This window comes from uncultured Massilia sp. (assembly GCF_913773735.1).
Lineage (GTDB): Bacteria > Pseudomonadota > Gammaproteobacteria > Burkholderiales > Burkholderiaceae_D > Telluria.
In genome coordinates this window covers 98,109-112,600 of sequence record NZ_CAJYEB010000035.1, presented here as the reverse complement: position 1 = coordinate 112,600, position 14,492 = coordinate 98,109, and the positions used below count along the sequence as shown (strand labels likewise).

Below are 14,492 nucleotides of genomic sequence, written 5' to 3'. Positions count from 1 at the left end.
CGGGGCGACGCCGCGAGCCGCCGGTTGCGGCGGGCGGGAACCGGCGCGCGTCCGGGCGCGTCGCCAATGAAGGGAGTACAGCATGGCTTATCCGTTGCAGCAGGTTCCCGCAAGCGAGCAGCGCCGCGAAGGCAGCACGTGGCAAGGCGGCCGCCATACGCCCTATCCCGAGGCCAGCGTCGAGCATGCGTCGGCCGACCTCGTCCTCAACGCCTGGCTCGGGCGGCTCACTGGCTACGTCTCGCCGGCCGCGCTCGCCGCAGCCTGGCAGGACTGGGCCAGCCACCTGCTGCTGTCGCCCGACAACCAGATCGAGCTGGGCTTGCAAGCCGTCGCGAGCCTGCAGCGCTGGCTGCAGTACGGCGCCAGCGCGGTCCACGGCAGCCCGGCCGAACCGCTCCAGCCGCTGGCCCAGGACAAGCGCTTCGCCGATCCTGCCTGGCACGGCTGGCCGTACAACCTGGTCAGCCAGGGCTTCCTGCTGATCCAGCAGTGGTGGCACCGTGCCACCAGCGGGGTGCGCGGCGTGTCGCCGCACCATACGGACGTGGTGACGTTCGTGGCCCGGCAGTTGCTCGATTCGGTGGCGCCGTCGAATTTCATCGCGGCCAATCCCGTCGTGCTGCAGGCCACCCTCGTCAGCGGCGGGCGCAACCTGTTCAACGGCATGCTGCGCGCCGCCGCCGACCTGCGCAACGGGCTCACCGGGACCGGGCCGGCGGTCGCCTGCCGTCCCGGGCGCGACGTGGCCGTCACGCCCGGCAAGGTCGTGATGGCGAACCGGCTGATGGAGCTGCTGCGCTACGACGCGGCGACGCCGTCGGTGCACGAGACCCCGCTGCTGATCGTCCCGGCCTGGATCATGAAATACTATATCCTCGACCTGTCGCCGCAGAACTCGCTGGTGCGCTATCTCGTCGAACACGGCCACACGGTGTACATCCTCTCCTGGAAGAATCCGCAGGCCGACGACCGCGACCTCTCGCTGGAAGACTACCGTCGCCTCGGCGTCATGGCCGCCATCGGCAAGGTGGTCGAGCAGACCGGCGCGCGCCAGTTGAATGCCTGTGGGTACTGTCTCGGCGGCACGCTACTGGCGATCGCGGCGGCGGCGATGGCGCGCGACGGCGACGAGCGGCTCGCCAGCATGACGCTGCTGGCAGGCCAGGTCGATTTCACGGAGCCGGGCGAGCTGTCGCTGTTCATCGACAACAGCGAGGTCAGCTTCCTCGAGGCCACCATGTGGCAGCAGGGTTACCTCGACACGCGCCAGATGGCCGGCACCTTCCAGCTGCTCCGTTCGAACGACCTGATCTGGTCGCGGCGCCTGCGCCACTACCTGCTCGACCTGCCGGACCGCGTGAACGACCTGGCGTCGTGGAACGCCGACGCCACCCGCATGCCCTACCGCATGCATTCGGACTACCTGCGCAAGCTTTTCCTGCGCAACAGCCTGGCCAGCGCGCGCTACCTGGTCGACGGGCGGCCGGTGTCGCTGACCGACGTGCACATCCCGATCTTTGCCGTGGGGACGCTGACCGATCATGTCGCACCCTGGCGGTCGGTGTACAAGATCCTGCCCCTGACGGATACCGAAGTGACGTTCCTGCTGACGTCGGGCGGGCACAATGCCGGCGTCGTGTCGCCGCCGGGCACGCCCGGGCGCAGCTACCAGATCGCCACGCACAGCGTGGACATGCCCTATGTCGATCCGGAGAGCTGGCGGCGCGACGCCGTGCAGCGCGAAGGCAGCTGGTGGCCGGCCTGGGAGAGCTGGCTCGCGCGCCGCGCCGGACCGCTGGTGCCGGCCACGCCGGCAGTGGGCATCGCCGATGCGCCCGGCAGCTACGTGCTGGCGCCATGAGCGAAGCCGGCCTCGCCGGGGCCGACCCGCCGCATGACGGCCTGTCGGGGGACGAGGCGGCGCGCCGGCTGGCCGCGGACGGTCCCAACGCCCTGCCCGACCGCAGCCGGCGCGGCTGGCCCCGCATCCTGGCCGAGGCCGCGCGCGAGCCGATGTTCCTGCTGCTGGTCGGCGCCGCCCTGCTCTATCTGCTGCTGGGCGAACCGCAGGAGAGCGTGTTCCTGCTGCTGATGGTCCTCCTGATGGTGGGCCTGACCCTGTACCAGGAGGGGCGTACCGAACGTGCCCTCGCGGCGCTGCGCGACCTGAGCGCGCCGTCCGCCGACGTCGTGCGCGACGGGCGCCGCCAGCGCATCGCGGCCTCCGGCCTGGTGCGGGGCGACCTGTTGCTGCTGGCCGAGGGCGACCGGGTGCCGGCCGACGCCCTGGTGCTGGAAGCGAGCGGCCTGGCCGTCGACGAATCCTTGCTGACGGGGGAATCGGTCGCCGTCGCCAAGCGGGCGGGAGGCGCGGCCGGCGCGCCGCCGGCGCCCGGCGGCGACGGCCAGCCCTGGGTGTATTCGGGCACCCTGGTGGTCCAGGGCGAAGGCATCGCCCGGGTGCATGCGACCGGCGCGCGCAGCCAACTGGGACGGATCGGCGCCGCGCTGGGGCGCATCCGTCCGCCGCAGGGCCGGCTCCAGCGCGAAACCCGCACGCTGGCGCGCCGTGTCGCCTTCCTCGGGCTGGCGGTCAGCCTGCTGCTGGTGCTGTTGCTGGTGTGGCGCGGCGAAGGCTGGCTGCAGGCGCTGCTGGCCGGCGTCGCCCTGGCGATGTCCGTCCTGCCGGCCGAGTTTCCGGCCATCCTGGTCGTCTTTCCGGCGATCGGCGCCTGGCGCCTGGCCCGCTGCCAGGTCCTGACGCGCCGGCTGGCGGCGATCGAGATCCTGGGCTCGACCTCGGTGCTGTGCGTCGACAAGACCGGCACGCTGACCGAGAACCGGATGGCGCTGCGCCGCTTGTGGTGCGATGGCGTGGCCCACGACCTCGAGGACGGCACGCTTGCGCGGTTGCCCCAGCCCCTGCGGCAGCTGCTGGAGGCCGCCGTGCACGCCAGCCGTCCGGCGTCGGTCGACCCGGTCGACCGCGCGCTGGTCGAGGCCGCGGCGCGCCTGCGCGATGCCGCTGCGCCGCAACGGGCGGGCGCGCAGGAAGCGCCCGTGGTGCGCGAGTACGGCCTGACGGCCGCCCGGCCCGCCCTGGTGCGGGTGCGCCGCGAGCCGGGTTCGCTGGTGGCCGCGGCCAAGGGCGCGCCCGAGACGATCGTCGCCCTGTGCGATGCCCCTGCGTCCGCAAGCGATGGCGCAGCAGCGCTCGCCGCGGCCGCGGCCATGGGGCGCGCGGGCTTGCGGGTGCTGGCCGTGGCCGAGACGCGCGCGGTCGTCCCGCCGCTGCCGGACGATCCGGCGCAGCTGCGCTACCGCCTGCTGGGCCTGGTGGCCCTGGCCGATCCGCTGCGCGCCGACATCCCGGAGGCCGTCGCCGACTGCCGGCGCGCCGGGGTGCGCGTGCTGATGGTGACCGGGGACCATCCGGAAACCGCCTGCGCCATCGCGCGCCAGGCCGGCCTGGCCACCGGTGGCGTCGTCACCGGCGCCGACATCCCGCGCTGCAGCGCCGCCGAACTGGCGGCGCGGCTGGACGGCATCAGCGTCTGCGCGCGCATCGTGCCGGGCCAGAAGCTGGACATCGTGCGCGCGCTGCAAAGCCGCGGGGCGGTGGTGGCGATGACGGGCGACGGCGTGAACGACGCGCCCGCCCTGCGCGCCGCCGACGTCGGGGTCGCCATGGGGCGGCGCGGCACGGACGTGGCGCGCGAGGCGGCCGAGCTGACGCTGCTGGACGATCGCTTCGCTTCCCTGGTGCTGGCCCTGCGCGCGGGCCGCCGCATCTTCGGCAACATGCGCAAGTCGATGAGCTACGTCGCCGCCGTGCACGTCCCGATCGCGGCGCTGGCCCTGCTGCCGCCGCTGGCGGGCTGGCCGGTCCTGCTGCATCCGCTGCACATCGTGTTCCTGGAACTGGTGATCGATCCGGCCTGCACGCTGGCCTTCGAGAACGAGCCGGAAGAATCCGACCTGATGCGGCGTCCGCCGCGGCCGCGCGGCGAAGCCCTGCTCGGCGCCGCGCCGCTGGCGCACGCCCTGCTGCGCGGCGCCTGGGCGGCGCTGCTGGTCGCCGCCACGTACCTGCTGGCCCTGTCCGCCCTGCCCGAGGCCCAGGCGCGGGCGACGGGCTTCGCGGCCATGTTGTTGTGCAATCTCGGCCTGCTGCTCGCGCACCGCCAGCGCGGCGGTGCGGCCGGCGCGCTGGCGGTGGACAATCCGGTGTTCCTGGCGATCGCGGCCGGCGCGCTGGCCGTGCTGGCGGCCACCGTATACCTGCCGGCCGCCGCCGGGCTGCTGCAGTTCGCCGCGCCGCCGCCCGCCTGGTTCGGCCTTGCCGCCGGCGCCGGCGCGCTGATGCTGCTGGGCCTGGAAGTGGCGCGACGGCATTGAGCCGGGATGTCGTGCCCGGGCTGCGCAGGCATGCGCGTCGTCCGGTGACGGTTGACCTTCATCAAAGCCTCGATCCGCGCGGCGCGGAAACTGGACGAGTTGCCTGCCCGCCCCTCGCCTTCGCAGCGGTGCCGCCATGACACTCAAGAGCATCCTCGTCCACGTCGACCTTTCCCGCCATGCGCCGGCGCGCATCCGCCATGCGGCCGGCCTGGCGCGCACCCACGGCGCCCACCTGGTCGGCGCCGCGATGACCGGCATTCCCGGCGCCGTGTTCCCGCACGGCTACGATTCGCTGCCGGGAACGCTGTCCGCGAGCCACTACGAACCGCTGGTCGCGCACGCGCAAGAGGCGCAGCGGCGCTTCGAGGACATCGCCGCCGAGGCCGGCGTTAGTCACGCGGCGCGCCTCGTGTGCGACCAGGCCGACGACGGCCTGGCGTCGATGGCGCGCTTCGTCGACGTCGTCGTCTGCAGCCAGGACGATCCCGACGAATCGATGACGGACATGGCCGTGCGTGTCCCGGACTACGTGATCTTGAACAGCGCCCGGCCGGTGCTGGTGTTGCCGAACAACGATCCGCCCCCGGCGCCGTCCCACGTGCTGCTGGCCTGGGATGGCAGCAAGGAGGCCTCCGCTGCCGCCGGCGCGGCCATCCCGCTGCTGCAGCGCGCGCGTTCGGTGACGGTGGCCACGCTCACGGCCGGCGACATGGACGCACCGCGCTGCCGTCGCGAGCAGGGCGACCTGCTCGGCTACCTCGGCCACCACGGCGTGGCGGCCGCCGCCGTCGCCCGCCCGGCCGAGGCCACGCCGGGGCGCCAGTTACTGGTCCTGGCCGCCGAGCGCGGCTGCAACCTGCTGGTGATGGGCTGCTACGGCCATGGACGCCTGCGCGAGATCTGCCTGGGCGGGGCCAGCCGCACGGTGCTGGCCGATGCGCGCATTCCGCTGCTGCTCGCGCACTGACGTATCCGCACTGACGTATCCGCGCGGAAGGATGCCGGCGGCTACAGGATGCCGCGTCCGTTGACCGAGGCAATGATTTCGTCGTAGCGCTCGTGGTCGGTCTTGTGCAGGTAGGCGGCGGTGGTGGCGATGCTGGCGTGTCCCGCCGTGTCCTGCAGGGTCTTGAGCTGCACGCCGTTGTTGGCATGGTTGGTCAGCATGCTGTGGCGCAGCCAATGCGCCGATGCCTGGCGCAGCGTGGCGGCCGTGTCGGCATCGCCGCGCGCGGCGGCGGCGCCGGCGGCATCGGCGAACAGCGCCTTGATGGCCTCGGACGCCGCTTCGTCGGTGATGCGCGCGGGTTCGCGACTGCGGCTGGACAGGACCAGCGGCATGCGGTCGGTACGGCCGGCCTGCGGCGGCAGGCCGAACGCCTGGCGGTAGGCCTGGAAGGCTTCCAGCATGTCCGGCGGCACCGGCAGGCGGCGCGGCTTGCTGCCTTTGCCGAGCACGTCGATCCACCAGCGGCCGTCGCCCTCGGTATAGATGGCGCCCATGGCGGCGCCGACGATTTCGCTCAGGCGCGCGCCGGTGTGGGCGAACGCCACCAGCAGGAAGCGGTCGCGCGCGCGCCGCCGCAGCGCCGCCGGGGTATCCGCCGGCCGCGCCGACACGGTCTCCAGCGCCAGCCCGATCGCGTCCTGGGTCAGGTAGCGGGTGATCCGGCTGGCCGAGGGCGTGCGGACGTTGCGCACCAGCGCGCCCGGGTTGCGGCGCAGGTAGCCGGTCTGCTCGGCGAAGCCCATCAGGCCCTTCACGGCGATCAGCGCCTGGCGCCGGCTGGGGTCGGACAGCGGACCGGAAAACGGCCGGTAGCGCGGATCGCTGCGCGGCCACTTGGTGCGCGACACCCATGCGGGCGGCGGATCGCGCAGGAATTCCTTGTAGTCGTTGAGGTCGGCGACGTTCAACTGGGCCAAGGTCTTGCCGGCCTCCTCGCGGCACCAGGTGAGGAAGCGGTACAGCTCCTTCTGCGTGTTCTGGATCGACTTGGCGCTCAGCTCGCCATGCGCGATGTATTCGCGGGCCAGCTCGATGTCGGTGGCGGCCTCGGTGATGGGGTCGTCCGCGGTGCGGTACATGGTGACGCCGAGGCGGGCGCTCTCCCCGGTGACGATCTGTTCGGGCGACGCGGGACCGAGGTCGATGGGGAGGAAGTTCGGCATGGCGGGTCGGTCAATGCTGGTCGATGACTGTGTTTATGTACAGTATAGCATCTACCCGCCCCGGATAGCATCCGTAGCCGTGCGCAGCCGCACGACAGATCGACCTCCGCGCTGCATAGGCCATTTTCCCATCCTGTCATCATCTCCCGGGCCCGCGCGGGGGCGACGTGGGGATGCAAGGTCGGCGGCATCTCAGGCCGGACCCGCCGGCATGGGTCCCGGCATGGCGCGCGCCGCGCCCCGCGCCGCCAGCCAGGCCTCGAACTCGGCCGCCGGGCTGGGGCGTGCATACAGGTAGCCCTGCGCCATGTCGCAGCCGTGCTCGCGCAGGAAGGCCAGTTCGGCTTCGGTCTCGACGCCTTCCGAGATGACCTTGAGGTGCAGGCTGCGCGCCATCGCCAGCGCGGCCACCACCAGGCCGGCGCGGCCGGCATCGGTGTCGACCATCGAGATCAGCGACTTGTCGATCTTCAGCTCGTCCGGCCGCAGGTGGCTGATGTAGCTGAGCGAGGAGTAGCCGGTGCCGAAGTCGTCGATGGCCACCAGCACGCCCAGCGCCTTGAGGGCGGCCAGGGTGATGCGGGTTTCCTCGCAGTCTTCCAGCTGGTGCTGCTCCGTGATCTCGATGCACAGCAGCGCGCTGGGCAGGCCGGAGCGGCGCAGCGCCTCCTCGACGGCCGCGACCAGCTTGCCCGATCCGAACAGCGCCGCGGTGACGTTGACGGCGACGCGCAGCGGATCGGCCCCGGCGCCGTTCCAGTGCGCCGCCTGGCGGCAGGCCTCGACCAGCGTCCAGGCCCCGATCGTCTCGCCCATCGCGGCTTCTTCGAGCACCGGCAGGAACACGTCCGGCCCCAGCAGGCCGATGTCGGGGTGGTTCCAGCGGATCAGCGCTTCCACGGCCGCCGGGCGGTCGCCGTCGATGGCGACGATCGGCTGGTAGTACAGTTCCAGCTCGTGGCGCTCGAGCGCCGTGCGCAGGCCGGCGCCCAGGCGCGTGCGCAGTTCCATGCGCTCGGTGAGCTCGGGACGGTAGAACTGCACGTTGTTGCGGCCCTGGCTCTTCGCATGGTACAGCGCGCTGTCGGCGAAGCGCAGCAGCGTGCGGAAATCCTGGCCGTCCTCGGGATACAGGCTGACGCCCATGCTGACGGCCAGGTGCAGCGCGTGGCCGTCGTAGGCGACCGGCCGGGCGCATTCCTGGCGCAGCTTGTCGGCGAGGGCCAGCACGTCGCGCACGTCCGCCACGCCGCACAGCACCACGACGAATTCGTCGCCGCCCATGCGCCCGACCAGGTCGATGCCGCGCACCGTGCGCGTCAGGCGCGCCGCGATTTCCTTGAGCACGGCGTCGCCGGCCTCGTGGCCGAAACTGTCGTTGATGTGCTTGAAATAATCGAGGTCGATGAAGATGACGGCCAGCCGGGTGCGCTGGCGCCGCGCCACCGCGATCTCGTGCTCGACTTCCTCGTTCAAGAGCGTGCGGTTGGCCACGCCGGTCAGGGCGTCGTGGTGGGCCAGCCGTTCCAGCTCCTGTTCGACCTGCTTGCGCTCGGTGACGTCGTTGATCTGGACCAGGAAATGCTGCGGCTCGTGGTTGGCCGGCATCAGCGAGGCCGATACCAGGGCCCACACCACGCGCCCGTCGCGGCCGCGGTAGCGCCGTTCGTACTGGATCGTTTCGCTGCGCCCGCGCAGCAGGTCGCGCTGGTATTCGCGCTCGATGGCATTGTCGGCGGCCTCGCCGAACCCGGCCTGGTCGGCGCCGACCAGCGCGTCGGCATCGGCGCCCAGCAGGCGGCACAGCGCGTGGTTCACCCGCACGAAGCGGTTGTCGCGCCCGACCAGCGCCAGGCCCAGCGGCGCGTGGTCGAAGGCGCTGCGAAAGCGCTGCTCGCTGTGCAGCAGGCGCCATTCGGCGGCCACGCGCTCGCGCACGTCGTGCAGCACGATGGCGGTACCGGCCAGGCGCTCGCGGTCGTCCCAGATCGGGCCGGCGGAGAAATCGACCGGTACGCGGATGCCATCGTGCGCGACCAGCATCGCGCTGCCGCTGTGCGCGGTACCCTCGGCGGCGGACAGCGCCACGCGGTCGCCATGGGCCGCGTCCTCCAGGCGCACGACCTCGGTGGCGGGACGGCCCTGCAGCGCGCCGTCGCCCAGCAGCTTCTCGGCGGCGGGATTGAGCAGGCCGACGCGCCCCAGGGCATCGGTGGCGATGACGGCGTCGCCGACCCCGCGCAGCACCGACGCCAGCCAGCGCTCGGAATTGCGCACGGCGCGCTCGACCTCGGCCTTGCGCAGCGCGACTTCGATGACGGCGCGCAGCTCGCGGTTCTGGAACGGCTTGGTCAGGTAGCCGTAGGGCCAGGTGGCGGCGGCGCGCGCCACGGTCTGGTCGTCGCTGTAGGCCGTCAGGAACAGGACCGGCACGTGCAGCTCGCGGCCGATCACGGCGGCGGCGGCGATGCCGTCCATGTCGCCCTTGAGCACGATGTCCATCAGGACCAGGTCGGGCCGGTCCGCGCGGGTGCGGGCGATGGCGTCGCCGCCATTGTCGACGCAGCCGCAGACGCGGTAGCCCATCTCGACGAGCTGCGCCTCGAGGTCCAGCGCGACCACGGCTTCGTCCTCGACGACGAGCAGGGTCGGTGCAGCGGCGGTGGTGGCAATGGCGGATCCGGGTGCGGTTGGCAGTGACGTCACGACATCATCTCATTCGGGCATGGCGGCTTGGGGGCGGCGTGCCGGCCGGGCATGGCCGCCGGACCATGGCCGCCGGGTAGCGGAAAGGATAGCGGGAAGACCAGCGTGGCGACGGCGCCGGGGCCGTCGGGCGCATTGTCCAGCGTGAAGCGGGCGTGCAATTGCTCGCTCAGGGCGGCGATGAGTTTTAGACCGAGGGTGCGCGACGAAGTTCGGTCCAGCGTCGCGGGCAGGCCGACGCCGTCGTCGGCCACGGTCAGCCGCATCGTCCCCTCGTCCTCGCGTTCCAGGCGGACGCGCACGCTGCCGCCGCGCCCGTCCGGGAACGCGTGATTCAGGCAGTTCCACACGAGCTCGTTGAGCAGCAGGCCCAGCGGCGCGGCCACGTCGAGCCCGACCTCGGCCGGCGCCGCCTCGACCCGGACGGCGACGCCCCGCTGCGGTGCCGAGGCCGTCCCCGCAAGCTGTTCGCACAGTTCGCCCACGTAGCTGTCCAGTGCGATCGAGGACAGCGTGCGCGACTGGTACAGCCGCTCGTGCACCAGCGCCATCGCGCGCACGCGTCCGCCGGCGTCCTCGAGGGCGCGGCGCGCCCGGCCGTCATCGAGCGTGCGCACCTGCAGGTTGAACAGGCTGATCAGGAGCTGTAGGTTGTTCTTGACGCGGTGGTAGAGCTCCTTGAGCAGGATGTTCTTGTCGTCCAGCGCGCGCCGCAGCGCCACTTCGCGTTCCTTGCTGACGCTCATGTCGCGCACGGTCAGGATCACCAGCGCCCGCTCGCGCAGGGGGCTGACCATGGCGTCGGCCGGGAAGCGCGTGCCGTCGCGGCGCTGGCCGAGCAGTTCCGTCATGCCGTCGGTGCCGGTGCGCCGGGCGATCGCGCGCACGCGGTCGCATACCGGCCGGGCCTGCTGCGCGGCGTCGACCAGCAGGGTATCGATCGCCAGCCCGGCCAGTGCGCCGTGCGGGTAGCCGAACAACTGCTCGGCCTGGGCATTGGCGCGCGTCAGGCGGCAGTCGGCGTCCACCAGCAGCACCCCGTCGGGACTTTCCTCGAAGACGCCGCGCAGGAACGCTTCGCTGCGCTCGATCGCGCGGCTGGACTCGCGCAACTGCCGCTCGGCGCGCTCGGCGGCGTCGCGCTGGGCAGTGCGCTCGCGCAGCAGCGCCGCGGCCTGCACCAGCGCATGGCCGACGTCCTTGGCTTCGCGCAGGTGCAAGGGCGGCAACGCGACCGGCGCGCCGTAGCCGAGCGCGATGGCCGGGCGCACCAGGCCGCGGATCGAGCGTTCGATGCGGGCGCCGATCGCGCGCACCAGGGCCAGGCCCAGCGCGAACAGGGCCAGCGTACCGGCGCCGATCCAGGCCAGCGAGTGCCACAGCCCCGCGTTCAGCGCGCTGCGCCGCAGTTCGATCGCGACCGCCCAGCGCGATACCGAGGAGCGGCTGAACACGGTGACCAGCGGCCTGCCGTCGGGGTCGGCCTCGTCGACGGTGCCCTCGGCCTCCAGCAGCAGGCCGGCGGCCAGCGCCGCATGGGCGCCGCGGCCGACGTCGCGCGTCGTGCCGCGGCTGCGCCACACGATGCGCGCGCCGCTGTCGTAGATGGTGGCGGTGGCGTCGGGCGGGATGCGCTGGCGCTCCAGGATCGTGCCCAGCCGCTCGCCGAAGTATTGCATCGACAGCACGTAGGAGACCCGGCCGTCGCGCAGCACCGGCACGTCGACGCTGGTCAGGAGGCGCCGCACGGTCGGTCCGGTGTACAGGTCCGAGACGGTGGGGCGCGCATTGCGCAGCACCTTGTCCAGCAGCGCCGCGTTGCCGTGGTGCGGCAGCGGCGCGCCGTACGGTACGTGGGTATTGACGAGCTGGTCGAGATGGCGGTCGGTCAGCACCAGGATGTTGCCGGGCCGGAAATGCAGCACGTCGACGGCCTGGCCGTAGAAGGCGCGCAGGTCGCCGCGATCGAGGTTGGGCGAGGTCGCCAGCGCCTGCAGCGCACCCTGGGCGCTGGCCAGTTCCAGGTCGATCGCCTGCATCAACGCGCGCGCGACGTCCAGCGCGGCGCGCTCGGCGGCGGCGCGCTCGCGCTGGTAGGAGTGCACGAACAGCACGCTCACGGCCGCGGCCGCCGGCACGATGACGGCGGCCAGCAGCATCGCCAGCCAGCGGCGGATGGTGGGGGCGCGGCGCATCAGGTCGTGCAGGCGCATGGTCGGGACATCCTCGGATACCGCCGGCGGGCCCGCGCCGGCCGGGTACGCGCACTGTACACGCGCCGGCGCCGTCCTGGCAACCGCGGCCGCGCCGCCCGCCGGCGTTGCGCCGGCGTACCGTGTTGGCGGACCCGGCGGAGCTGCGCCACAATCGGACGGCGGGCGGAACGCGTGCGACGCGTGCGCGATCCGGGTGCACTGCGCATTCAACTTGCGCGCACGCCGCCCGCGCGTCGCTTACCAGTCGAACGAAAGGACCATGCATGAGCATCACCGTCAAGAACACGAACCCCGACACGACGAAGATCACGCTGTTCGGCGAACTGGACGACGGCACCTTCGACGCCAGGATCATGGCCGAGACCGACGTGCCCTATACCCGCTGCTGGGACAACGGCATCGAGCAGCGCATCATCTACATCCAGCCCGATCCCGAGCAGTTGCAGGCGATCCTGAAGGCGTTGAACGAACGCCGCCTGTCGCTCGACCAGCTGCAGGAATTCGGCAGCATCGGCGGCGGCACCTCGGACATCCCGGTCTGACCCCTCCCCAACCGACGAGGAGACGCACATGGGCAAGCAGTACACGCAGGGCGGCCAGGTCGGCCTCGGCCACGCCACCAGCGGCGCCGAGGATGCCACGCCGACGCACGAATCGATGACGGAAACGGGCGGCAGCGGCGGTCCGCAGCTGACCCAGCCGCGCGACGTCGAGGTCGCGCCCGTCACCGGCGCGTCGCGCCAGGACGTCGGGGCCGGCAACCGCCAGGGCCAGGGCGAGGCGGCCGACGACGCGGAAGCGGCCGGCACCGACGCCACGGCGATCGCGCGCGGCTACCAGGACACGCGCAGCCGCCAGGCCAGCCCCGGGTCGACGGGCCTGGGCACGCCCGAGACGGGCGGCAACCAGACGCCGGACGACCTGGCGCCGCCGCGCGGCTAGGCAGGCCAGGCAGGCCGGGACAGGTAGGCCAGGAATGCCGGCCGTCACCGGGCAGGCGCCACGGTGACGGCCGGCGCACGTTCAGGCCGCGCCGGCCATGCCGCGGCATGCCTCCGCGCACCGGCGGCACGCCTGCGCGCAGGCCTGGCAATGGTCCATCGGGTGCTTGCCGCACTCGTCGGCGCAGGCGTCGCATACGTCGGCGCACAGGCGGCACAGGTCGGACGCGAACGCGCTGCCGCGCGCCATGTACGCGGCGGCCGTCCGGCAGACCTGCGCGCAGTCCATGTCGAGCGCGATGCAGCGGGCCATCGCCTTGACGTCGTCTTCCTGCAGGCAGGCGGTGGAACAGTGGTCGCAGGCGACGGCGCAGGCCTGGCAGGCCTCGATGCAGGCGCGCATCGTGTCGATGGGGCGCCCGCCGGTGGCGGTGGACTGGGAAGGTGGCATGGGATCTCCTGGGTCGTGGCGGTGAGGGTTCACCGGATGCAACCATTGTGCCGCCGCCTCCCGGGCGGCAGCGCCACGTTGCCGCTCAGGACGACGTGGCCAGTCCATCCGCCTGCGCCGCCGCGGCCTGCGCGTGGCGCTGCGCCAGCCGGCGCCAGTGCAGCCAGGAGACGATCGCATTGATCCAGAACCCCGCGTACAGCACGGCCGTCAGGACCAGGCCGCGGCTGAAGTACAGCGGCACGGCGATGGTGTTGACGAGCAGCCAGAACGCCCAGCTCTCGACCCGGCGCTGCATCATGAGCACCTGGCCGATGATGGAAAACACCAGCACGGCGGAATCCAGGAACGGCGCGTAGGCCTGGGTCCAGGCATGCAGCAGCGCGCCGTAGGCCGCCGTGGCCGCGAGCCCGAGCGGCACGGTCCACAGCAGGTTCGACGCGCTGGCGTGGGTGATCGGCAGCGGTTCGCCGTGGTCGCCGCGCAGCCACTTCCACCAGCCGAGCGCGCCGGTGACGACGAAGACGGCCTGCAGCACCACGTCGGCGTACAGGTGGCTGTCGGCGAACAGCAGGCCGAACAGCGTGCAGCCGACGATCCCCGTCCACCAGGTATGGACGTTGTTGCGGCCGGCCAGCACGATGGCCAGGGCGGTGAAGGCGTTGGCCGCCAGTTCCAGCGGCGTCGTCATCGGTTCCTGCCCTGCCCCATCGTCATGTGCGCTCCTCGGAAGAAGAGCGTACTCTACTACAGCTTGAGCGTGCGGTGCTCGCTGTCCATGTCCGGCGTGGTCCCGGTCACGGCCGCCTTGGCCATGGCGAACAGGCGCACCATCTTGCTGTCGTTCGAATCCCAGTATTCCGCCGAGTGCGGATCCACGCGCACCAGCACCGCGTGCTCGTCGTCCGGGCCGGCCGGGAACCAGGCCTGGGCGCCGGTATTCCACATCGCGCGGATGCGCTCGCGGTCGACCACGCGCTCGGCGGTGCCGCTCACCGACACGAACAGGCTGTCGTCCGGGTCGGCGAACGCCAGGTTGACCTGCGGACGGTGGGCGATGCAGTCCCACAGCGACGTCATGGTCGAGGTGAAGAACCAGATGCCGCCGTCGTCGTCCACGTGCTCCTTGGTCATGGGCTGGCTCAGCAGGTGGCCGTGCGCGTCCTGCCAGGTAAACATCGGAAAGCGTACGTCCTTGATCTTGGCCGCCAGTTCGGCGACGTTCTTCGTGTCGTGCATGGTCATGGCAAATCCTCGTATCTTCATCGAAGCCTGCATCCTCCGCGATCCGCGACGTGGCGTCGGTGCGGCGCCGTACCGATGCGCTTTTGAGGCGCGTCAACCATGTCCCGGAGCCCGGAAAAGCCTGCGTTGCAGCGCAATATAATTGCCGCTGCGCCCCGCTTGCCCGCGCGTCCCCGCCCGCGGGGCCGGCGGGGCGCACCATTCGCCAATTCGCCAACCAGCAGGGAACCAGCAGGAGCCGCCCGATGAGGCACCCGATGAGGCACCCAATGAGGCACCCCGATCGCCATGCAAGGCCGCAGCCGACGTCACGCGCACGGCCGCGCGCCGCGCCCCTGTCCGGCGCCACCGCCCGGC

At 72.1% G+C, this 14,492-nt stretch carries 11 protein-coding genes; 5 read left to right on the top strand and 6 right to left on the bottom strand.

Annotation, left to right across the window (positions count from 1 at the left end; genetic code table 11):
- The first annotated feature begins 82 nt into the window (after window positions 1-82).
- The 3 genes from QZ749_RS17890 to QZ749_RS17880 all read left to right on the top strand — a co-directional run bounded on the left by QZ749_RS17890 (window position 83) and on the right by QZ749_RS17880 (window position 5,371).
- Entirely contained in the window at window positions 83-1,864 is a 1,782-nt protein-coding gene (locus tag QZ749_RS17890) for an alpha/beta hydrolase (RefSeq protein WP_296949523.1), read from the top strand.
- Complete coding sequence (locus tag QZ749_RS17885; protein WP_296949522.1) at window positions 1,861-4,401, top strand: cation-translocating P-type ATPase; 2,541 nt, start codon at window positions 1,861-1,863, stop codon at window positions 4,399-4,401. Before QZ749_RS17890 ends, QZ749_RS17885 begins: the two co-directional genes overlap by 4 nt.
- 136 nt (window positions 4,402-4,537) lie before the next feature.
- On the top strand, window positions 4,538-5,371 hold the full coding sequence (locus QZ749_RS17880; protein ID WP_296949521.1) for a universal stress protein: 834 nt from the start codon (window positions 4,538-4,540) through the stop codon (window positions 5,369-5,371).
- A 41-nt stretch (window positions 5,372-5,412) separates the two neighbouring features.
- Here the strand turns inward: QZ749_RS17880 and QZ749_RS17875 are convergent, their stop codons facing one another.
- The 3 genes from QZ749_RS17875 to QZ749_RS17865 all read right to left on the bottom strand — a co-directional run bounded on the left by QZ749_RS17875 (window position 5,413) and on the right by QZ749_RS17865 (window position 11,495).
- Window positions 5,413-6,576 (bottom strand): tyrosine-type recombinase/integrase, encoded by a 1,164-nt coding sequence (locus QZ749_RS17875; protein WP_296949520.1) that lies wholly within the window; start codon window positions 6,574-6,576, stop codon window positions 5,413-5,415.
- A 192-nt stretch (window positions 6,577-6,768) separates the two neighbouring features.
- Complete coding sequence (locus tag QZ749_RS17870) at window positions 6,769-9,282, bottom strand: EAL domain-containing protein (protein ID WP_296949517.1); 2,514 nt, start codon at window positions 9,280-9,282, stop codon at window positions 6,769-6,771.
- Window positions 9,279-11,495, bottom strand: coding sequence for a sensor histidine kinase (locus QZ749_RS17865; protein ID WP_296949513.1), 2,217 nt, complete (start codon window positions 11,493-11,495; stop codon window positions 9,279-9,281). The genes QZ749_RS17870 and QZ749_RS17865 overlap by 4 nt, the downstream gene beginning before the upstream one ends.
- A 266-nt stretch (window positions 11,496-11,761) precedes the next feature.
- Between QZ749_RS17865 and QZ749_RS17860 the strand changes: the two genes are divergently transcribed.
- Together QZ749_RS17860 and QZ749_RS17855 are read left to right on the top strand one after the other, a co-directional pair.
- Window positions 11,762-12,040, top strand: a complete 279-nt coding sequence (locus tag QZ749_RS17860; RefSeq protein ID WP_296949511.1) for a hypothetical protein — start codon at window positions 11,762-11,764, stop codon at window positions 12,038-12,040.
- 28 nt (window positions 12,041-12,068) lie between these two features.
- Entirely contained in the window at window positions 12,069-12,440 is a 372-nt protein-coding gene (locus QZ749_RS17855; protein ID WP_296949509.1) for a hypothetical protein, read from the top strand.
- 81 nt (window positions 12,441-12,521) lie between these two features.
- On the opposite strand, the gene QZ749_RS17850 is transcribed toward QZ749_RS17855, so the two are convergent.
- From QZ749_RS17850 to QZ749_RS17840, 3 genes are all read right to left on the bottom strand, one after another.
- Complete coding sequence (locus QZ749_RS17850; protein WP_296949507.1) at window positions 12,522-12,890, bottom strand: four-helix bundle copper-binding protein; 369 nt, start codon at window positions 12,888-12,890, stop codon at window positions 12,522-12,524.
- An 85-nt stretch (window positions 12,891-12,975) separates the two neighbouring features.
- Window positions 12,976-13,581: a nicotinamide riboside transporter PnuC gene (gene pnuC, locus QZ749_RS17845; RefSeq protein ID WP_296949505.1), complete on the bottom strand. Its 606-nt coding sequence runs from the start codon at window positions 13,579-13,581 to the stop codon at window positions 12,976-12,978.
- Window positions 13,582-13,637: 56 nt separating this feature from the next.
- Window positions 13,638-14,135, bottom strand: coding sequence for a pyridoxamine 5'-phosphate oxidase family protein (locus QZ749_RS17840; protein ID WP_296949503.1), 498 nt, complete (start codon window positions 14,133-14,135; stop codon window positions 13,638-13,640).
- Window positions 14,136-14,492: the final 357 nt, after the last annotated feature.

Bases quoted from the DNA above. Each gene is read 5' to 3' on its own strand.
- QZ749_RS17855 (WP_296949509.1), top strand. From the start codon at position 12,069: ATGGGCAAGCAGTACACGCAGGGCGGCCAGGTCGGCCTCGGCCACGCC.
- pnuC (WP_296949505.1), bottom strand. From the start codon at position 13,581: ATGACGACGCCGCTGGAACTGGCGGCCAACGCCTTCACCGCCCTGGCC.
- QZ749_RS17890 (WP_296949523.1), top strand. From the start codon at position 83: ATGGCTTATCCGTTGCAGCAGGTTCCCGCAAGCGAGCAGCGCCGCGAA.
- QZ749_RS17880 (WP_296949521.1), top strand. From the start codon at position 4,538: ATGACACTCAAGAGCATCCTCGTCCACGTCGACCTTTCCCGCCATGCG.
- QZ749_RS17860 (WP_296949511.1), top strand. From the start codon at position 11,762: ATGAGCATCACCGTCAAGAACACGAACCCCGACACGACGAAGATCACG.
- QZ749_RS17865 (WP_296949513.1), bottom strand. From the start codon at position 11,495: ATGCGCCTGCACGACCTGATGCGCCGCGCCCCCACCATCCGCCGCTGG.
- QZ749_RS17875 (WP_296949520.1), bottom strand. From the start codon at position 6,576: ATGCCGAACTTCCTCCCCATCGACCTCGGTCCCGCGTCGCCCGAACAG.
- QZ749_RS17840 (WP_296949503.1), bottom strand. From the start codon at position 14,135: ATGACCATGCACGACACGAAGAACGTCGCCGAACTGGCGGCCAAGATC.
- QZ749_RS17850 (WP_296949507.1), bottom strand. From the start codon at position 12,890: ATGCCACCTTCCCAGTCCACCGCCACCGGCGGGCGCCCCATCGACACG.
- QZ749_RS17885 (WP_296949522.1), top strand. From the start codon at position 1,861: ATGAGCGAAGCCGGCCTCGCCGGGGCCGACCCGCCGCATGACGGCCTG.